The organism is Streptomyces sp. BE20 (assembly GCF_036322525.1).
GTDB lineage: Bacteria > Actinomycetota > Actinomycetes > Streptomycetales > Streptomycetaceae > Kitasatospora.
In genome coordinates, this window is the sequence record NZ_JAQYWW010001223.1 from 208,939 (window position 1) to 229,036 (window position 20,098).

Annotated in this window: 16 protein-coding genes and 1 tRNA gene; 8 read left to right on the forward strand and 9 right to left on the reverse strand. The window is 72.7% G+C overall.

The annotated features are described in order from the left end of the window. Window positions 1-8: 8 nt before the first annotated feature. From kdpB to PUR61_RS43265, 5 genes are all read right to left on the reverse strand, one after another. Complete coding sequence (gene kdpB, locus PUR61_RS43245) at window positions 9-2,126, reverse strand: potassium-transporting ATPase subunit KdpB (RefSeq protein ID WP_329885436.1); 2,118 nt, start codon at window positions 2,124-2,126, stop codon at window positions 9-11. Beyond that, window positions 2,126-3,787 carry a potassium-transporting ATPase subunit KdpA gene (gene kdpA / locus PUR61_RS43250; RefSeq protein ID WP_329885437.1) on the reverse strand — a complete coding sequence of 554 codons (1,662 nt, stop codon included), beginning with the start codon at window positions 3,785-3,787 and terminating at the stop codon, window positions 2,126-2,128. The genes kdpB and kdpA overlap by 1 nt, the downstream gene beginning before the upstream one ends. Before the next feature lies 1 nt (window position 3,788). Beyond that, a complete protein-coding gene (kdpF, locus tag PUR61_RS43255; protein ID WP_238863773.1) occupies window positions 3,789-3,878 on the reverse strand; it encodes a K(+)-transporting ATPase subunit F in 90 nt (29 codons plus the stop codon). A gap of 434 nt (window positions 3,879-4,312) precedes the next feature. Then, window positions 4,313-6,307: an APC family permease gene (locus PUR61_RS43260; protein ID WP_329885739.1), complete on the reverse strand. Its 1,995-nt coding sequence runs from the start codon at window positions 6,305-6,307 to the stop codon at window positions 4,313-4,315. Between the two features lie 302 nt (window positions 6,308-6,609). Continuing rightward, entirely contained in the window at window positions 6,610-8,493 is a 1,884-nt protein-coding gene (locus PUR61_RS43265) for an APC family permease (RefSeq protein ID WP_329885438.1), read from the reverse strand. Between the two features lie 346 nt (window positions 8,494-8,839). Here PUR61_RS43265 and PUR61_RS43270 point away from each other — a divergent pair, with 346 nt between their 5' ends. Then, the gene (locus tag PUR61_RS43270) at window positions 8,840-9,562 is read left to right on the forward strand and encodes an HAD family hydrolase (RefSeq protein WP_329885439.1); all 723 of its coding nucleotides are present in this window, start codon (window positions 8,840-8,842) and stop codon (window positions 9,560-9,562) included. Between the two features lie 65 nt (window positions 9,563-9,627). On the opposite strand, the gene PUR61_RS43275 is transcribed toward PUR61_RS43270, so the two are convergent. Continuing rightward, window positions 9,628-9,708, reverse strand: a tRNA-Tyr gene (locus tag PUR61_RS43275). 216 nt (window positions 9,709-9,924) lie between these two features. Here PUR61_RS43275 and PUR61_RS43280 point away from each other — a divergent pair. Continuing rightward, on the forward strand, window positions 9,925-10,413 hold the full coding sequence (locus PUR61_RS43280; protein WP_329885440.1) for a YajQ family cyclic di-GMP-binding protein: 489 nt from the start codon (window positions 9,925-9,927) through the stop codon (window positions 10,411-10,413). 89 nt (window positions 10,414-10,502) lie between these two features. On the opposite strand, the gene PUR61_RS43285 is transcribed toward PUR61_RS43280, so the two are convergent. The 3 genes from PUR61_RS43285 to PUR61_RS43295 form a co-directional block, all read right to left on the reverse strand. Next, window positions 10,503-11,108: a hypothetical protein gene (locus PUR61_RS43285; RefSeq protein ID WP_329885441.1), complete on the reverse strand. Its 606-nt coding sequence runs from the start codon at window positions 11,106-11,108 to the stop codon at window positions 10,503-10,505. A gap of 168 nt (window positions 11,109-11,276) precedes the next feature. Continuing rightward, window positions 11,277-11,771 (reverse strand): hypothetical protein, encoded by a 495-nt coding sequence (locus PUR61_RS43290; RefSeq protein ID WP_329885442.1) that lies wholly within the window; start codon window positions 11,769-11,771, stop codon window positions 11,277-11,279. Between the two features lie 200 nt (window positions 11,772-11,971). Further along, window positions 11,972-12,505: a hypothetical protein gene (locus PUR61_RS43295; protein ID WP_329885443.1), complete on the reverse strand. Its 534-nt coding sequence runs from the start codon at window positions 12,503-12,505 to the stop codon at window positions 11,972-11,974. Between the two features lie 655 nt (window positions 12,506-13,160). Between PUR61_RS43295 and PUR61_RS43300 the strand changes: the two genes are divergently transcribed. The 6 genes from PUR61_RS43300 (at window position 13,161) to mug (ending at window position 20,095) form a co-directional block, all read left to right on the forward strand. Next, window positions 13,161-14,930, forward strand: a complete 1,770-nt coding sequence (locus PUR61_RS43300; RefSeq protein ID WP_329885444.1) for an APC family permease — start codon at window positions 13,161-13,163, stop codon at window positions 14,928-14,930. Further along, window positions 14,927-15,364: a hypothetical protein gene (locus PUR61_RS43305; protein WP_329885445.1), complete on the forward strand. Its 438-nt coding sequence runs from the start codon at window positions 14,927-14,929 to the stop codon at window positions 15,362-15,364. Before PUR61_RS43300 ends, PUR61_RS43305 begins: the two co-directional genes overlap by 4 nt. Window positions 15,365-15,509: 145 nt before the next feature. Then, window positions 15,510-16,862: a dipeptidase gene (locus tag PUR61_RS43310; protein ID WP_329885446.1), complete on the forward strand. Its 1,353-nt coding sequence runs from the start codon at window positions 15,510-15,512 to the stop codon at window positions 16,860-16,862. Window positions 16,863-17,005: 143 nt separating this feature from the next. Continuing rightward, on the forward strand, window positions 17,006-18,124 hold the full coding sequence (locus PUR61_RS43315; RefSeq protein WP_329885447.1) for an aminopeptidase P family protein: 1,119 nt from the start codon (window positions 17,006-17,008) through the stop codon (window positions 18,122-18,124). Between the two features lie 244 nt (window positions 18,125-18,368). After that, window positions 18,369-19,484: a phosphatase PAP2 family protein gene (locus tag PUR61_RS43320; RefSeq protein WP_329885448.1), complete on the forward strand. Its 1,116-nt coding sequence runs from the start codon at window positions 18,369-18,371 to the stop codon at window positions 19,482-19,484. Beyond that, a complete protein-coding gene (gene mug, locus PUR61_RS43325) occupies window positions 19,481-20,095 on the forward strand; it encodes a G/U mismatch-specific DNA glycosylase (RefSeq protein ID WP_329885449.1) in 615 nt (204 codons plus the stop codon). The genes PUR61_RS43320 and mug overlap by 4 nt, the downstream gene beginning before the upstream one ends. Window positions 20,096-20,098: the final 3 nt, after the last annotated feature.

Sequence of the window (20,098 nt, forward strand, 5' to 3'; positions counted from 1 at the left end):
CTCCTCTCTCAGCTCAGGCCGGGGACGAACTGGACGACCAGGTCGATCAGTTTGATCCCGGCGAAGGGGACGACGAGCCCGCCGAGGCCGTAGACCCCGATGTTGCGACGCAGGAGCGAACTGGCGTCGGAGGGGCGGTACTTCACCCCGCGCAGGGCGAGCGGGATGAGGCCGACGATGACCAGGGCGTTGAAAACGATCGCCGAGGTGATCGCGGACTGCGGGCTGTGCAGGCCCATGATGTTGAGCTTGTCGAGGCCCGGGTACACCGACGCGAACATGGCCGGGATGATCGCGAAGTACTTCGCGACGTCGTTGGCGATCGAGAAGGTCGTGAGCGCGCCGCGGGTGATCAGGAGCTGCTTGCCGATCTCGACGATCTCGATCAGCTTGGTGGGGTTGGAGTCGAGGTCGACCATGTTGCCGGCCTCCTTGGCCGCCATGGTCCCGGTGTTCATCGCGACACCGACGTCGGCCTGGGCGAGGGCCGGGGCGTCGTTGGTGCCGTCGCCGGTCATCGCGACCAGCTTGCCGCCGGCCTGCTCCTTCTTGATCAGCGCCATCTTGTCCTCGGGGGTGGCCTCGGCGAGGAAGTCGTCCACGCCCGCCTCCTCCGCGATCGCCCGGGCGGTCAGCGGGTTGTCGCCCGTGATCATGACCGTCCTGATGCCCATCCGGCGCAGCTCGTCGAAGCGCTCCCGCATGCCCTCCTTGACCACGTCCTTGAGGTGGATCACGCCGAGGGCCTTCGGGGCCGCGGGGCCGGCCTTGGAGGCGACCAGCAGCGGGGTCCCGCCGGCGGCCGAGATGCCGTCGACCAGCTCGGCGACGTCCCGGCCGACGGTGCCGCCGTTCTCGGTGACCCAGGTGGTGACCGATCCCGCCGCACCCTTGCGGACCTGGTGCGGACCGTCGGGCTCGTCGAGGTCGACGCCGGACATCCGGGTCTGGGCGGTGAACGGCACCCAGGTGGCGTGCGCCAACTCGCCCTGGGCGCGGGCCCGCAGGCCGTACCGCGTCTTGGCGAGGACGACGATCGAGCGGCCCTCGGGGGTCTCGTCGGCCAGCGAGGAGAGCTGCGCCGCGTCGGCCAGCTCCTCGACCGTGACGCCGGCGGCCGGGAGGAACTCGGCGGCCTGGCGGTTGCCGAGGGTGATGGTGCCGGTCTTGTCGAGCAGCAGGGTGTTGACGTCGCCGGCGGCCTCGACCGCGCGGCCGGACATCGCCAGCACGTTGCGCTGGACCAGCCGGTCCATGCCGGCGATGCCGATCGCGGAGAGCAGCGCGCCGATGGTGGTCGGGATGAGCGCCACGATCAGGGCGACCAGCACGATCATCGACTGCGGGGCGCCCGCGTAGGTGGCCATCGGCTGCAGGGTGACGACCGCGACCAGGAACACGATGGTCAGCGAGGCCAGCAGGATGTTGAGCGCGATCTCGTTCGGCGTCTTCTGCCGGGCGGCGCCCTCGACCAGGGCGATCATCCGGTCGATGAAGGTCTTTCCGGGTTCGGAGGAGATCTTCACCACGATCCGGTCGGAGAGCACCCTGGTGCCGCCGGTCACGGCGGAGCGGTCTCCGCCCGACTCGCGGATCACCGGCGCGGACTCGCCCGTGATCGCCGACTCGTCGACGCTCGCGACGCCCTCGACGACGTCCCCGTCACCGGGGATGATCTGGCCGGCCTCGACCACGACGTGGTCGCCCAGGCGCAGCGACGCACCGGGGACCTCCTCCTCGCCCCGGCCCGCGGGCCAGCCGGTGAGCCGCCGGGCCACGGTGTCGGTCCTGGTCCGGCGCAGGGTGTCCGCCTGCGCCTTGCCACGGCCCTCGGCGACGGCCTCGGCCAGGTTGGCGAAGACCGTGGTCAGCCAGAGCCAGACGGTGATCGACCAGGCGAACACCGACGGGTCGGCTATCGCGCAGACCGTGGTGACGACGGAGCCGACCTCGACCACGAACATGACGGGGTTCTTGACCATCACGCGCGGGTCGAGCTTCTTCACCGCGTCCGGCAGGGCGGCGAGGAGCACCTTCGGGTCGAGCAGGCCGCCGGCCGCTCTGTGCGGCGCCTCGGCGGGCGCCTCCGGCCGGGGGGCCGGCTTCTCGGTCAGGGTGGAGGACATCAGGAGAGACCTTCCGCGATCGGCCCGAGAGCCAGGGCCGGGAAGTAGGTGAGGCCGACGACGATCAGGACGACGCCCGACAGCAGGCCCACGAACAGCGGCTTGTGGGTGGGCAGGGTGCCCGGGGTGGCGGGGACCGGCTGCTGCTGTGCGAGCGCGCCGGCCAGGGCCAGGACGAAGACCATCGGCAGGAACCGGCCGAACACCATGGCCAGGCCGATCGCGGTGTCGTACCAGTCGGTGTTGACCGTGATGCCGGCGAACGCCGAGCCGTTGTTGTTCGCGCCCGAGGTGAACGCGTACAGCACCTCGGAGAAGCCGTGGGCACCCGAGTTGAGCATCCCGGCCCGCTGACCCGGCAGCGCCATCGCCACACCCGTACCGACCAGCACGAGCGTCGGCGTGGTCAGGATGTACAGGGAGGCGAACTTCATCTCCCGCCCGCCGAGCTTCTTGCCCAGGTACTCCGGGGTGCGCCCGACCATCAGACCGGCCACGAACACCGCGACGATCGCCAGCACCAGCATCCCGTACAGGCCCGAGCCCACACCGCCGGGCGCGATCTCGCCCAGCATCATGTTGAACATCGTCAACCCGCCGCCGAACGCCGAGTACGAGTCGTGGAACGAGTTCACCGCACCGGTCGAGGTCAGCGTCGTCGACGCCGCGAACAGACCGGACGCCGCGATACCGAACCGCTGCTCCTTGCCCTCCAGTGCCCCGCCGGCCGCCTGCATCGCCGAACCGGCGTGCTGCGACTCGGAGAAGGTGATCAGCGCCACCGACGCCGCCCAGAACAGACCCATCACCGCGACGATCGCGTAGCCCTGCCGGTGGTCCCCGACCATCCGGCCGAAGGCCCGCGGCAACGCGAACGGGATCAGGAGGATCAGGAAGACCTCCAGGAAGTTGCTCAGACCCGTCGGGTTCTCGAACGGGTGCGCCGAGTTGGCGTTGAAGAAGCCGCCGCCGTTGGTGCCCAGCAGCTTGATGACCTCCTGCGAGGCCACCGGCCCGCCCGGGACCGACTGCGGATCGCCGACCAGCGCAGCCACCTCGTGGAAGCCGTGGAAGTTCTGCACCACCCCGGTCGCCGCCAGCACCAGGGCGAAGACGACCGCGACCGGCAGCAGCAGGCGCAGGCTGATCCGGGTCAGGTCGACCCAGAAGTTGCCGACCCGGTCCGTCCGGTTGCGGGTGAAGCCCCGGATCAGGGTGGCGACGACGGCGATGCCGACGGCCGCGGAGACGAAGTTCTGCACCGCCAGACCCGCCATCTGGGCCACGTGCCCCATCGCGGCCTCGCCGCTGTAGGACTGCCAGTTGGTGTTGGCGACGAACGAGATCGCGGTGTTCCACGCCTGGTGGCCCGGCATCTGCTCGACGCCGAGGTTCAGCAGGAGGTGGCCCTGGAGGCGGATCAGGCCGTAGAGGAAGAGCACCGAGACGGCCGAGAAGGCCAGCACCGAGCGCAGGTACACCGACCAGCGCTGGTCGGCGTCCGGGTCCACGCCGATCACCTTGTACAGGCCGCGCTCGGCTCTGAGGTGCCGGGAGGTGGTGAGGATCCGGGCGATGTAGTCGCCCAGGGGCCGGTAGCACAGGGCCAGTGCGCCCACCAGGGCGAGGACCTGCAGCCAGCCCGCGAGAGTGGAGCTCATGTCAGAACTTCTCCGGGTAGATCAGCGCCACGACGAGGTAGCCGACGAGGGCGACGGCCACGATGAGACCTGCGACGTTCTCGGCGCTCACAGCTTCTCCACCCCCCGCGCGATCAGGGCGATGACGGCGAACACGGCGACCGTGACACCGACGTAGATGAGATCGGACATGGGCTCCACCACAGTGGTTCGGAGGTGGCCGCGGCCTGCGTAGAAGGGGCGGGGCGCGGCACCGGCGGCGGGCCGGCTACGCCAGCCAACCGCCCTCACGGTGCGTCAACGGCGTTCTTGACGCCCTCCATACGGCGTACGTTCGATTGTTGACGGGCTCCATACGGGCCCGGAGGCGGCGGGGCCGGGGCTCCGTGCGTAGGGGGTCGCAGCCGGTCACGTCCGGGGTCACGTCCGGGGCCGCTGTGCCGGGTCACCCCACGGGCCCCGGACGGCCGATGCCGTCCGGGGCCCGTGGGGTGACTCCCGTACTCCTGTGCTCCTGTGCTCCTGCCGCCCCCCTGCCCGCGTGCGTCAGGCGTGCTCGGGCGCCGGCAGCTTCTCCCGTTCCGACCGCACCGCCGGCTCGCCGCGCCGGACCGCACCCGGCGCCCGGCGGGACGGGTGGTCGGCCCGGCCGGCCGAGGTCAGCTGCCACGGCACGCTGATCACCATCACCCCCGGGGTGAAGAGCAGCCTGCTCTTCAGCCAGAGCGCCGACTGGTTGTGCAGCAGGTGCTCCCACCAGTGCCCGACCACGTACTCGGGGATGAACACCGCCACCGCCTCGCGCGGGCCGGTCCGGCGGTACTCCCGCACGTACTGGACGACCGGCCGGGTGATCTCCCGGTACGGCGAGTCCAGCACCTTCAGCGGCACCGCCACGGCCAGCTCCCGCCACTGCCGCTCCAGTTCGCCGGTGGCGTCCGGCTCCACGGCGACGGTGAGCGCCTCCAGCGAGTCCGGCCGGAACGCCTCGGCGTAGCCGAGCGCCCGCAGGGTCGGCTTGTGCACCTTGGACACCAGCACGATGCCGTGCACCTTGGAGGGCCGCACCGACTCGGCGTCCGGGTCGTCCACCGCCAGCTCCTCGGCGACGCCGTCGTAGTGCCGCCGGATGCCGCGCATCATCACCCAGAGCACCGCCGCCGCGACCACGGCCAGCCAGGCGCCCTGGGTGAACTTGGTCAGCAGCACGACGACCAGCACCAGCGCGGTGGTGACCGCACCGAAGGAGTTGATCACCCGGGACCGCAGGGCGCCGCCCCGGACCGCCGGGTCGGTCTCGGTCTCCAGGGTGCGGTTCCAGTGCCGCACCATGCCGATCTGCGACAGCGTGAAGGAGGTGAAGACCCCCAGGATGTAGAGGTGGATCAGGCTGGTGACGTCCGCGTCGTACAGCCAGAGCAGCCCGCCGGCCACCACCGCGAGCGCGATGATGCCGTTGGAGAAGGCCAGCCGGTCACCGCGGGTGTGCATCTGCCGGGGCAGGTAGCGGTGCTCGGCCAGGATCGAGGCGAGCAGGGGGAAGCCGTTGAACGCGGTGTTGGCCGCCAGGATCAGCACCAGCGCGGTGACCGCCTGGATCGCGTAGAAGAGGACGCTCCCGTCGCCGCCGAAGACCGCCGCCGCCAGCTGGGCGATCACGGTCTGCTGGGGCGCGGTCGTGCAGTCGCCGGGGAACCCGGTGAGGTGGCAGGCGTCGTCGGCGATGTGGACGTCGGACACCAGCGCCAGCGCCGTGATGCCGACGAACATGACCACGGCCGTGGTGCCCATCACGGCCATGGTGGCGGCGGCGTTCCTCGACTTCGGTGCCCGGAACGCCGGCACGCCGTTGGAGATCGCCTCGACCCCGGTCAGCGCCGTGCAGCCGGAGGCGAACGCCCGCAGTCCCAGCAGCAGCAGTCCCAGTCCGGCCAGGGTGTCCTTGCCGTCCTCCGGCACGATCCCGTACGAGGCGCTGGCCGCCACCGGTGCGTCGCCGAGCACGGCCCGGACCAGCCCGGTGACCACCATCAGCAGGATGCCGCCGATGAACAGGTACGTCGGCGCGGCGAAGGCCTTGCCCGACTCCCGCACTCCGCGCAGGTTCCCCGCCATCAGCAGCACGACGAAGCCGACCGCCAGCTCGACCCGGTGGTCGGCGAGCGAGGGAAGCGCCGAGATGATGTTGTCCACACCGGAGGCCACCGACACGGCGACCGTCATCACGTAGTCGACCAGCAGCGAGGCGGCCACCACCAGGCCCGAGTTGGCGCCCAGGTTCCGGGAGACCACCTCGTACGAGCCGCCGCCGCTCGGGTAGGCGTGCACGACCTGGCGGTACGACATCACCACGACCGCCATCAGGGCGACCACACCGGCCGCGACCCACGGGGTCAGCGAGAGGAAGGCGGCGCCACCGACGGTGAGCACCAGCAGGATCTCCTGGGTCGCGTAGGCGACCGAGGAGAGCGGGTCGGAAGCGAAGATCGGCAGCGCCAGCCGCTTGGGGAGCAGCGTCTCGCCCAGCTCCTCGCTGCGCATGGCTCTGCCGATCACTAGGCGCTTGAGCGCCTGGGGCACGTTGAACACATGGGCGAGCGTAAGCGCGTCCGGCCGGCGCGGAACGGGCCTCCGAGGAGTGTCCGGAACGCCCGGCATCTCCGATCGGCGGGGGCGTTCCCGCAGGTCGGGGCCGCTGCGGGCGCGGCACGCCAGGTGGCGCGGGGGCGTTCGGAGGGCATTCGGGGAGCACGGTGGGGGGCCGTTAAGACATCGTCAAGATATGACGATCGGCTCGGACAAATACCCACTATCTCCGCAATTCACCGCCACACGGCGAGCCCTCACATCCGCATCCGGAGCCGGCAGACCACCGCGTCGGTGTGCCGGCGCAGCGCCCGGTCGATGACCGCGCCGCGCCGGTTCTGCAGGGCGCGCTGCCAGGGACGGGCCGGTTCGACCTCGGGGATCAGGACGGTCAGCCGGTCGTAGGCGCGTTCGGCGGCCAGGCGGTTCACGAACTCGGCGATCGGCGGGCCGAGGCGGCGGTGGCCGTCCGGGATGTCCACCAGCGGTACGCCGGGCTGCCACAGTTCCCAGTCCCGGCGCAGGGCTTCGGCCTCGGCCGGGTCGTGGACGACGGTGACGGCGAGGACCTCGTCGCCGAGTGAGAGTGCGGCGGAGAGGCCGTCGCGGGTGAGGCGGGTGATGGCGGTGACGGGCACGAGGACGAGGCTGCGCTGCGGGGTGAGCGGGCCGGGGACGCGTCCGAGTTCCAGTCGCTCGCCGATCCGTGCGTAGCTGCGGTGGACCGCCTCGAAGAGCAGGACGAGCAGCGGCAGGGCCAGGCAGATGCCCCAGGCGCCCTCGGTGAACTTGGTGCCGGTGACGACCAGCGCCGCCACGGCGGTGAGCAGGGCGCCGAAGCCGTTCAGCGCGGCCTTCGCCCGCCAGCGGGCCGGCCGCTCCAGCACCCAGTGGCGGACCATGCCGACCTGGCAGATCGTGAAGCCGACGAACACGCCGATCGCGAAGAGCGGCACCAGGCTGTTGACGTCGCCGCCCGAACCGACCAGCAGCACCGCGGAGACGGCCGCGAGGAACAGCACGCCGTGCCGGTGCACCTGGCGGTCGGCGCGCAGGGCGAAGACGTGCGGCAGGTGGTTGTCGCGGGCCAGCAGGTGGAGCAGGACCGGCAGCCCGCCGAAGGAGGTGTTGGCGGCCAGGCCGAGCAGGACCACCGTGGCGAACTGGACCAGGTAGAAGCCGGCACCGTGGCCGAGCGAGGCGTCGGCGAGCTGGGCGAGGACGGTGACGCCCTCCACCGGCTGGAGGTGGAAGCGGCCGATCAGCACGGCCAGTCCGATCAGCATCACGCCGAGCAGCGCACCCAGTGCGACCTCGGTGTGCTGGGCCCGCTTCACGCCGGGCGTGCGGAAGGACGGCACGGCGTTCGCCACCGCCTCCACGCCGGTCAACGCCGAGCAGCCGGCCGCGAAAGCCTTGAGCAGCAGCAGCGCCCCGACGGCGGTCGCGTTGCCGGCCAGCACCGAGGCGTGCCCCTCGGCCGCCGCCGTGCTCACCGGGGCGTCACGGAACAGGCCCACCACGACGATCGTCAGGATCGAGACCACGAACACGGCGGTCGGCGCCATGAACCAGCGGGCCGACTCGGCGATCCCGCGCAGGTTCACCGCCGTCACCAGCGCCAGCACGCCCAGGCAGAGCCAGACCCGGTCCCCGTACAGGCCCGGTACGGCGGAGGTCAGCGCCGCCACGCCCGCCGTCACCGACACCGCCACGTTCAGCACGTAGTCGATCACCAGCGAGGCCGCGGCGGTCAGCGCCGTCCGCCGCCCCAGGTGCGCCTTGGCCACCGCATACGAACCGCCGCCGTCCGGGAACGCCGCGATCACCTGCCGGTACGAAGCCACCAGCACCGCCAGCAGCACCGCGATCGCCGCCGTCACCGGAAGCGTGAACCCCAGCCCGTACGCCCCCGCCGCGGCCAGCACCAGCACGATCGACTCGGGCCCGTACGCCACGGAGGCCATCGCGTCCAACGACAGTGCGGCCAGGCCGCCGAGGGCGGTGAGCCGGTGACGGTCGGCGTCCGCGCCGGCGGCATCCGTTCCTGGCGGTCCGGACCGCCAGGACGGCTCGGGCTGCTCGGACGGCTCGGGCTGCTCGGGCACGACGGCGACGGCCGGAGTGACGGGGCTGGACATCGGGCGGGACCTCCGCAGTCGATCGGATGGTCCGATCCTGCGGGCCGCGCACCCGTACGCCGCCGCCCCCTACGCGTTCCTGACGCTCCGGCGCGCAGCCTTGACACGCCTTTGACGCGGTGGGGACGAGAGGCGGGGTGGGCGGACCGCTGTCCCGGCGGGCGCCGGTTGGGAAGACGATCAGCTCTTACGGAGGACTCCCGGCGCGCTTCCGCACGACCGGGGCTTCTCAGCGGGGAGGCTGAACGGCCCGACCCCACCCCTGCCCCACCACTTTGCTGCTTGGCCGAGGTAATTGCAAGCCATTCGCAATAGTGGCACCGACGCCGACCACTACCCTCCGCACATGAAAAATCACTTCACGTCGCCATCTCGCGACGGGCTCCGCCCCCGCCGTCCTCTCCTCCTGATCGACCTCGACCACACCCTGGTCGAACGCGACGGCGGCGCCGACGCCTGGACACCCGGCTTCTGCGCCGCCCACGGCCTCCCCGCCGAAGCCGCCCCCACCGTCTTCGCACTCCTCCGCGCCGACCGGTCCCCGGCCGGCTTCGCCCGGATCGCCGACCACTACGGCCTGCCGCGCTCCGGCGCGACCCTCTGGGAGGAACACGTCGCCCAGGAGGCCGCCCGCACCCACCTGATTCCCGGCGTCCCCGAAGCCCTCGCCGCCCTCCGCGACGCGGGCTGGACCATCGCCGTCGTCACCAACGGCTCCACCGACATCCAGCGCGCCAAACTCGCCCGCACCGGGCTGCTGCCCGCCGTCGACGCCGTCTGCGTCTCCGAGGAGGCCGGCGCCCGCAAGCCCGCCCCCGCGATCTTCCACCTCGCCGCCACCCGCCTCGGCCGCACCCTGACCGCCGCCGACTGGATGGTCGGCAACAACCCCGCCACCGACCTCCGGGGCGCCCACGCCACCGGCCTGCGCTCCGTCTGGATCACCCCCACCCCGCCCCCACCACTCCCCCCGGCCCACCCCACCCCCACCCACACCGCCCCCGACACCCCTGCAGCCGCCACCCTGCTCCTGACGCTCCGGCCGACCCGTTCCCCCGGGCCCTCCTGATCGCGGAAAACGAAGAACGGCCCGTGATCAGCGTTTCCGCTGATCACGGGCCGTTCTCAATCCTGTGGCTGGTGCAGGGTTCGAACCTGCGTAGCTTGCGCGGCAGATTTACAGTCTGCTCCCTTTGGCCGCTCGGGCAACCAGCCAGGATGTTTTGCCGCCCGGGGCTTGCCCCGTTCGACTGGGTAAACCTTACCCGATGGAAGGGGGTGCTTCGCCACCCGGTTGGGCGGCGGGTGATCACGTGGTGCGGCGTGGCGGTCGGGGGCGAGGGCGGGGGTGGGCTGGATAGGCTGGGGCGGCGGACGCCCGGTGGGGCACGCCGTGTCAGTGCAGGCAGAGCATCAAGGAGACCAACACCCATGGCCGACTCCAGTTTCGACATCGTCTCGAAGGTCGAGTGGCAGGAGGTCGACAACGCGATCAACCAGACCTCCCGCGAGATCGCCACCCGCTTCGACTTCAAGAACGTCGGCGCCGAGATCAGCCGCTCCGGCGAGACGATCGAGATGAAGGCGAACGGCGAGGAGCGCGTCAAGGCGATCCTGGACGTGCTGCAGAGCAAGTTCATCAAGCGCGGTCTGTCGCTGAAGGCGTTGGACACCAAGGAACCTCAGCTGTCCGGCAAGGAGTACAAGATCTTCGCGGACGTGAAGGAGGGCATCTCCCAGGACGATGCCAAGAAGATCGCGAAGATCATCCGGGACGAGGGCCCCAAGGGCGTGAAAGCCCAGGTGCAGGGTGACGAGCTCCGGGTGAGCTCGAAGAGCCGCGACGACCTGCAGACCGTCCAGGCCCTGCTCAAGGGCAAGGACCTGGACTTCGCGGTCCAGTACGTGAACTACCGCTGACCCCCGAGGGACGGCGGACCGGCGACGGGGCGGCCCCGGTCGCGAGCTGCGGCTCGCGACCGGGGCCGCCGTCGTGCGGGCGGGCGCCGTCAGTGGGGAGCGACGACACCGGGCAGGGGGCGGGCCTGGAGGAGGGCCTGGACCTGGGCCTGCGCCTGGGCCTTGAGGAAGGCCAGTTGGTCCGCCGGCGGGACGGTCGGGGTCGCCGGGGGGTCGACGGTCGGGGGCGGGACGGGGGCCGTCACCGTTGGGGGCGCGGGCAGTTGGCCGATCAGGGCCTGAACAGTCGCCTCCAGCGAGGCGAGGAGTTGCTGGAGGGGCCCGAGGTCGGGCGCCCTGAGCAGCGGAGCGACGGTCGAGAGCAGGCCGTCGACCAGCTGGAGGACTCCGCCGAGGGCGGCCGTCGGATCGGGGACCGCGGGAGCGGCCGGGACGGCAGGAGCGACCGGGGCCGCCGGGATGGCCGGCAGGGCGAACAGCGTCGAGAGATCCGGCAGGGACGGGAGGGCCGCCGCACCGGGCACCGCGGCGGCGGCCGGGACGGGCAGGGGGAGGTCGACGGGGACCGCGAAGGTACTGACGTGGGCGGGGGCGACCGCGGCTCCGTTGCCGGCGGCGGTGGCGGAGGTCGCCGTGGCGATCGGAGCCGGCACAAGGGCTGCGGTCAGCGCGGTGGCCATCCAGGTGGCACGCATGGGTGATGCTTTCCTCTCGGTACGAATCAGGCGAAATGCCTGATTCACACCGTGGGGCAGGCCAGTTGGCCCAGCCACCGCGTGTACGCCGAACGGTGCACGACACGCGGCGACCGGCGGCGACACGCCGTCAGGCGGTCGGCGCCGACCGCTCCCCGGGGTGACGGGTCAGCGGGCCGACGCCCAGGAGGCCGTGCTGCGGTGCTCGCCGAGGCCGACGGCGTCGAACTCGTCGCGGTGGGCGGCGTCCTCCACCCGGGCCCCGAGCCTGCGCAGGACGCGGGAGATCGGACTGCCCTCGGGCGGCGTGGGTTCGAACTCGCCACCGGTGAGCGGGCCGAGGTCGAGCCGGCCGTCGGCCCAGACGGCGGCGCGCTGGGTGCCGGTGCCGCCGAAGAAGTTCGCCTCGACGCAGGCGATCGGGCCGGCCTTGGACCAGGCGGCGAGCCTGCGTTCGAGGCCGTCCGGGAACCAGGCGAAGCCGACGGCTCCGGTGGTCGCCGACTCCTGCCCGCCGAGTCGCAGCGAGGCCAGGAAGGCTGGTGTCGCCGGGATCATCGCCAACCCCTGGGCCAGCGGTCGGGGGCGGGCCGCCGGAACCTCGGCGGCCGCCACTGCGACCAGCTCCGCCGAGCCGATCAGCGCCTGAAGTTCGTATGACATTCAGTCATCCTGAACCATGGCACTGACAGTGCGCCCGGCGTTTACGATTCCGTGCCCGGCCGGGTACCGCTTCGAGAGCCGGCCGGCGAGGGACCGGCAGGCTCCGACGGATCGGCCGACCCGGCCGGGACGGCTGCGTCCGGCCGGACCCCGTACAGCAGGGCGAAGGCGGCCACCTCCCCCGCATCCGCCGACGTGCTCTACCCTTCGGTGTGCAACTCGTCGTACACGTCCTTGAGTTGGGCCCGGAGCCGGACCAGCCGCTCGGGGCTGAGCCGCAGCGTGACGTGCGAGAACAGACCGGGGAGGCCGACCGAGCCCTCCTGCGGGGTGGAGAAAGTCGACCCCTCCAGGTCGGCACCGCCGTCGCCCTCGGGGTCCACGGCGGCGCGGTCGCCGACCGGTACGACCGCCGGCGGATCCTGATCGCCGCCGACGGCACCCGGCTGCTCGCCTCCGCGAGCGTCCCGCCGGCGATGGCCCTGGACCGGCCGCCCCTCGTCCACACCCTGTCCGGTGGCCGTCGTGATCGGCGCGACCGTCGCGTACAGCGGTCCGGTCCGGCTGCTCGCGCTGCGCTCGGTCGTCCCGCCCGAGCAACTGAGGCAGGCGCCGGCGCAGGACGAGGCGCGGATGAGCGGCGCGGGGCTGGTCGGGCCGCCGTCGGCGGGGGCACTGTTCGGGCCCGGCCGGGGCGCACCGTTCGTCGGGACGGCGCTCGCCTCGCTGCTCACGCTGGCCTCGGCTCTGCTGGCCCTGCTGGCCCGGTTCCCGAACCGCCCGGAAGCGGCGGACGCGAGCCCCCCCGGGGCAGGACTCCCCGGAGAAGGACGGCGGTGCCCTCGCCGGCTTCCGCTTCCTCGCCGCCAACGCCTTCCTCCGCCCGACCCTCGCCGTCGTCCTGGTCCTCGACGTGGCGGCCACCGCGATGCTGCTGCCGGTGATGGTGATCCCGCGCGGGCAGGGTACGTCGAGCGGCGGGATCGGGTCGGCGCCGGCCGGGTAGGCCGTCGGGGCACTGGCCGGCGCGTTCCTGGTGGGCCGGCTGCACCGGCCGGCGGGCCCCGGCGTGCTGCTGCTCGCGGTGGCCTGGGCGCCGGTCCCGGCGACCCCCGCCCCGCCCGCCGGTCCACCGCCTCGCCCGACCACCGGTACACCGCCCACCGGTACACCGCCCCACCGGTCCGCCGACCCGAAAACCGGACGGCGGGCCGGCCGCACTCCTCCGCCCACCCCTGAGAGTCGATCACCCGTGCGGGTGCACGCCGCATGCGGCCTCACCGGCAACCGGGTGAACTGGCCGGGTACGGCCCGCCCCGGGGCCATCCCCGGGGCGGGCTGCTGGACCAGGCCCGCCGAACCAGACCCGCCGGGCCCCGAGGAGGACTGATGAGTTCCATGGACGTGCCCTCGTCCGGTCGTGGCAGTCCCGGTACGGGCGGGCCGGGAGGATCGGGACCGGGCGGAGCGGGTCCCGGAGGCGCCGGCACCGGCCCGGCCACCCGGCAGCGCACCGGCGCGGTCGCGACCAGGCTCGCGAGCGCGCCCCGGATGTCCTGGCTGACGCTCGCCCTGATGACGACCAGCTCGGTGGCCAGCCTCCGCTCCGCCCCGACGATGGCGGTCTACGGCCTCGCGTGCGTCTTCCTCTACCTCCTCCCGGCGGTCGTCTTCCTGCTCCCGACCGCGCTGGTCTCCGCCGAGCTGGCGTCCGGCTGGGAGGGCGGTGTCTACCGCTGGGTGTCGGAGGGCCTGTCGAAGCCGCTCGGTTTCCTGGCCGTCTGGTGCCAGTTCGCGATGACGATCTTCTACTACCCGTCCCTGCTCGCGTACGTGGCGTCGACCATCGCCTACGTGGTCAACCCGGCGCTCGCCAGCAACGGCCTGTACACCGCGATCGTGATCATGGTGCTGTACTGGACCGGCGTCTGGGTCTCCTCGCGCGGCACCAAGGCCGTGGCCGGCCTCTCCTCGATGGGCCTGGTGATCGGCACGCTGATCCCCGGCGTGCTGCTGGTGGTGCTCGGTCTGGTCTTCCTCGGCCAGGGCAACCCCTCCGCCGCGCCGATGAACGCCGCGCACCTGTTCCCGCAGTGGACCGGTCTGGCCAGCCTGGTGCTGATCGTCAACAACTTCCTCAGCTACTCCGGCATGGAGATGAACGCGGTGCACGTCTCCTCGCTCCGCGACCCGGCCAAGGAGTTCCCACGGGCGATGTTCACCTCCTCCGGGATGGTGCTGGCGATCTTCATCCTGCCGGCGCTGGCGATCAGCTGGGTGGTGCCGTCCAGCGAGCTCAGCCTGACCGCGGGCGTGATGCAGGCCTTCGACTCGTTCTTCCAGTACTTCCACATCGGCTGGCTCACCCCGGTGATCGCAGTGGCGCTGGTCTCCGCCTCGCTCGGCGGCATGCTCACCTGGCTGGCCGGACCGTCCAAGGGCCTGCTGATGATCTCCCGGCAGGAGGGCTACCTGCCGCCGTTCCTGCAGCGGCTCAACGGGGAGGGGGTCCAGCAGAACCTGCTGGTCACCCAGGGTGTGGTCACCACCGTCATCGCCCTCGCGTACGCGCTGATCCCGAACGTCTCCAGTGCCTACTGGATCTTCTCGGTGATCACCACGCAGGTGTACCTGATCGTCTACCTGCTGATGTTCACCGCCGCGATCCGGCTGCGCCGCACCCAGCCCGACCACCCGCGCGGCTACCGCGCGCCGGCGCTGGTGCCGATCGCGGTGACGGGCCTGATCGCCTCGGCCGCCGCGATGGCGATCGGTTTCGTCCCCTCCTCGCAGTTCGGCAGCGGCTCGGTCTGGTCGTACGTGGTGATCGTCGGCGGCGGTCTGGCCCTGCTCGGGCTGGTGATCCCGTACCTGTTCCTGCGGCTGCGCAAGCCCGAGTGGCGCTCGCCCGACGCGCAGGCGGAACTCGCCGAGGTGGAGGCCGCCGAGAGGTCCTCCGCCGAACGGTCGGCCGCCGAGAGGTCGGCCGGCAACCGGCCCCACGGCGGCGGACCGGCGGACCACGTCGGCCCCGGCAGCGCCCACGACGACCCCCGCGGACCCGACGGACCCGGCACCGGACCCGACGACGGACCCGACGGACCCGGCACCGGACCCGACGGACCCGGCACCGGCGGTACCCCCGGAGGTGCGTCATGACCCGCAGCCTGATGGCCTCCCAGCACCGCTGGATCTACATCGGCGCGATCGTCCTCCTGGTCGCCATGCTGGTCACCGGCCTCCTGACCTACTCCCAGCTGCGTTCCACCAACGAGGCCAACCGCAAGGCCCAACAGCTCTCCGAGGCACTCGGCGCGGCCGGCTACCCGGTGCCCTCCCAGAGCCAGATCGTGCACACCCTCGGCGAGGACGGCGGCGCCGTCTGCCAGGACCCGGCCGGCTCGCTGACGCAGGCGCAGTGGAAGCACGGCATGTCCAACGGCGCGGGCGGCCCCGGCCAGCGTCCGGTGCTCTCCGACCGCGAGGTGATCCTCGCCGAGACGATCGTGCTCTCGGTCTACTGCCCGGACAAGCTCTCCGCCATCAAGGACAAGATCGACGACCTCAAGCTCCACGACACCGTGCGCAACTGACGCCCGACAGCGCCGGCCACCGACCCGCCGGCACCTGAGCCGCGCACCTGAGCCGCCGGCCACCGACCCGCCGGCCACCGACCCGCCGGCACCCGACCGGACCCGACAGCCGGCCGCCCCACCTGCCCCGGAAGGAGCCGAACCCATGACCGACGAACTCGCCGGCCGGATCGCCGCCCTGATGCCCCGCGCCAAGGCCGACCTGGCCGAACTGGTCGCCATCCCCTCCGTTGCCGACCCCCGCCAGTACCCGCCGGAGAAGTGCCGCCAGGCCGCCGAGTGGGTCGCCGCCGCCTTCGGTGAAGCCGGGCTGCGCGACGTCCACCTGGAGGAGACCCCGGACGGGAGCCACGCCGTGGTCGGCCACCGTCCGCCCCCGCCCGGCGCACCGACCGTCCTGCTCTACAGCCACTACGACGTCCAGCCCCCGCTCGACGACGCCGCCTGGACCTCCCCGCCGTTCGAGCTGACCGAGCGCGAGGGCCGCTGGTACGGGCGCGGCACCGCCGACTGCAAGGGCAACATCGTCATGCACCTCACCGCGCTGCGGGCGCTCGGCGACGACCTCCCGGTCGGCATCAAGCTGGTCGTCGAGGGGTCCGAGGAGCAGGGCACAGGCGGCCTGGAGGCCTACGTGCCGCCGCACGCGGGCGAGTTGCACGCCGACGCCCTGCTGGTCTGCGACACCGGCAACGCGTCGGTCGGCGTGCCCACCGCCACCACCTCCCTGCGCGGCCTCACCAACGTGGTGGTCACGGTCGCCACGCTCAAGGGCGACGTGCACTCCGGCATGTTCGGCGGTCCGGCCCCGGACGCGCTGGCCGCGCTGATCCGCGTCCTCGACACGCTGCGCGACGCCGAGGGCGGCACGCGGATCGACGGCCTGGACAGCACCGGCGGCTGGAGCGGCGTCGGCTACGACGAGCAGCAGTTCCGCACCGACGCGGGAGTCCTGGACGGCGTCCGGCTGACCGGTTCCGGCAGCGTCGCCGACCGGCTCTGGGCCCGCCCGGCCGTCACCGTGCTCGGCATCGACTGCCCGCCCGTGGTCGGCTCCGCCGCCGCCGTCCCGGCGACCGCCCGGGCCCGGGTCAGCCTCCGCGTCCCGCCCGGTACGGACCCGCACGCCGCGCAGGAGGCCCTCGTCGCGCACCTGAAGACCGCCGCGCCCTGGGGCGTGCACGTCGAGGTGGCCCCGGAGAGCACCGGTTCGCCGTTCCGGGCCGCCACCGGCGGGCCCGCGTACGCGGCGCTCGACAAGGCCGCGCAGGAGGTCTACGGACGACCGCTCTCCTTCCTCGGCCAGGGCGGCTCGATCCCGCTCTGCAACGTGTTCGCCAGGACCTTCCCGGAGTCGGAGATCATCCTGATGGGCGTCGAGGAGCCGCGCTGCCTGATCCACGCGCCCAACGAGAGCGTCGACCCCGGCGAGATCGAGCACATGGCGCACGTGGAGGCGCTGTTCCTCAAGCACTACGCCGACTCGCCCAGGCCGTAACGGAGTTGACGCCGGCCCGGGCGGTCGAGCCCCGGCCGGACACCGCACCCCCGGACACCGCACCCCCCGGACATCGACCGCCCGGGCTCCGACCGCCCCGGAGCGCTCGCCCCGGAGCGTTCGCCCCCACCAGGAGACCTCGCATGCCCCGACCCTTCACCACCGAGGACTACCGAGCCCGCCTCGACCGGGCGGCCTCGGCCGCCACCGCCGCCGGGCTGGCCGGCCTGGTCGTCGCCCCCGGCCCCGACCTCGTCTACCTGACCGGGTACCAGCCCACCGCGATCACCGAACGCCTGACCGCCCTCGTCCTCGGCGCCGGGCACGAGCCCGCCCTGATCGTCCCCGTGCTGGAACGCCCCGACGCCGAGAAGGCGGCCGGCGCCCCCGCCGTCCGGCTGCTCGACTGGACGGACGGCCAGGACCCGTACGCCACCGCCGCCCCGCTGCTCGACCGGGCGGGCCGGTACGGCATCTCCGACAACGCCTGGGCCATGCACCTGCTCGGCCTCCAGGCCGCCCTGCCCGGCACCGGCTGGACCTCGCTCACCGAGACCCTGCCGATGCTGCGCGCCGTCAAGGGCCCGGACGAGCTGGAGCGCCTCGCCGCGGCCGGCGGCGCCGCCGACGCCGCCTACCGGGGCATCCTGGAGGTCGAGTTCGCCGGGCGCCGGGAGACCGACGTGGCCGCCGACCTCAGCGCGCTGCTCATCCAGTACGGGCACAGCCAGGTCGACTTCACCGTGGTCGGCTCCGGCCCGAACGGCGCCGACCCGCACCACGAGGCCGGTGACCGGGTCATCGAGTCCGGTGACACCGTCGTGCTGGACTTCGGCGGTCTCAAGGACGGCTACGGCTCCGACACCACCCGGACCGTGCATCTCGGCACCGACGTCCCGGCCGAGGTGCGGAAGGTCCACGACGTCGTCCGGGAGGCGCAGCAGACGGCGTTCGAGGCGGTCCGGCCCGGGGTGAGCTGCCAGGAGATCGACCGGATCGCCCGACGGGTCATCACCGAGGCCGGGTACGGCGAGTACTTCATCCACCGCACCGGCCACGGCATCGGGATCACCACGCACGAGCCGCCGTACCTGGTCGAGGGCGAGGAGCAGCCGCTCGTCCCCGGCATGTGCTTCTCGATCGAGCCGGGCGTCTACCTGCCGGGCCGGTTCGGGGTGCGGATCGAGGACATCGTGACGGTCACCGAGCAGGCCGGGCGGCGGTTCAACAACACGCCGCACGAGCTGGGCATCGTGTCCTGAACCTCCGGGGCTTCGAACCTCCGAAGCCCCGGGGCTCCCGACCACCCCGACCCCGGACCGCCCTCGCGCACCCACCGCCGAACACCCGTGCGCCGGAGGAGCCGGGTGTACGAACACCCGAACGACCGGGACCCCGCTCCGCGGGCCCGCCGTTCCGCCGCACGGGGCATTTCTGAGGTCTACCTGAAAGGACGGCCGTTCGCACCGAGAGTTCTCCAAGAATGCCTTGCTAGCTTCGACCGGCATGACCAGAATGCTGCGACCGGCGCCGCCGTCCCCTCCCGCGAGCGCCGGGCGGCTACGCCCGGCGACCGGCACCCGGACCGGTGCCCGCCCCGGTGCCCTGTCCCGGATCCGGCTGCTGGCGTGGCCGCTCTACCTGCTCGCCCTCCTCTGGTACGTCCGCGCCTACGGGCTGCCGTACTCCAACGACGTGGTGTTCCTCTGGCTGATCGGCGCGCTGCTGGCCGCCGCCGTGCACAGCGGCCACGGCCCGCGCGGCTTCCTGCTCGTGCTGCGCGACTGGGTGCCGGTGATGGCCGTCGTCTGGACGTACTCGCTGCTGCGGGGCTACGGCGCGCACACCCCGTGGGGCCCGTACCTGTGGCCGCAGCAGCGGGCCGACGAACTGATCGGCCTGGGTGAGACCCTGACCGTCCGGCTCCAGCACGGGCTGTACACACCCGGCTCGCCGCACTGGTACGACTACGCGGCGGTCGCCGTCTACATGTCGCACTTCTTCCTGGTCTTCGTGGTGCTCGCGGTCCTCTGGCGCCGTCGCCACGACCGGTTCCGGCACCTGCTCACCTGCTACCTCGCGCTGACCTTCGCCGGCTTCGCGACGTACATCCTCTACCCGGCCGTCCCCCCGTGGCTCGCCTCCCAGGAGGGCCACCTCCCGGCGCTGACCCGGGTGGTGTCGGACGTGCTGACGGAGAGCGGGCTCCCCCGGGCCGGGTCCATCTTCGAGAACGGCAGCCGGTTCGCCAACGACGTCGCCGCGATGCCCTCGCTGCACTCGGCGTACCCGGCGATGCTGCTCTTCTTCTTCTGGCCGACGGCCGGCCGTCGGCTGCGCATGCTGCTGGTCGCGTACCCGCTCGCGATGACCTTCACCCTGGTGTACGGCGCGGAGCACTTCATCGTGGACGTCTTCGTCGGCTGGGCGTACGCGGCGGCGGTGGTGTACGGCGTGCAGTGGCTGCGGACACGGCGGCGGGCCCGGTCCCTGGCGGCGACCCGCGCGGCGGTCCCGGCGACCGCCGGGGCCGGGTCGGCGGCACCCGCCCGGACGTCGGCAGGGGTGGCGGGCGCCCCGGCGGCCGGGGCGCCCGCCACCACCGGCAGACTGGACGAATGACCGAGACGCCCGCCGTGGAGAAGCCCGCGCGCCCGACGAAGCCGACCGCGGAACAGCTGTCCGCCGCCCGCGGCACCACCATCGAGGACGTCTCCGCCGACGGCCTTCGGGTGTTGTTCTGCGGCATCAACCCCGGTCTCTGGTCGGGCGCCACCGGCCATCACTTCGCCCGTCCGGGGAACCGCTTCTGGCCCGCGCTGCACCGCTCCGGCTTCACCCCGCACCAGTTCGGCCCGGACGAGCAGCGCCGGCTGCTCGACCTCGGGCTGGGCATCACCAACGTCGCCCCGCGCGCCACCGCCAAGGCGGACGAGCTCACCGCCGAGGAGCTGCGCGAGGGCGGCGCCGCGCTCACCGCCCGGGTGCTGCGGCTGGAGCCGCGGGCCCTGGCGGTGCTCGGCATCGGCGCGTACCGGACGGCGTTCGGGCGGCGGACCGTGACGATCGGACGGCAGGAGGAGTCGATCGGCGGGACCGAGGTCTGGGTGCTGCCCAACCCCAGCGGCCTCAACGCCCACTACACCCTGGACGCGCTGGCGGCGGAGTTCGCGAAGCTGCGCGAGGCCGTCTCGCCCGCCCCGGACCCGGGCCCCCGCCCGGACGGGGCCTGACCG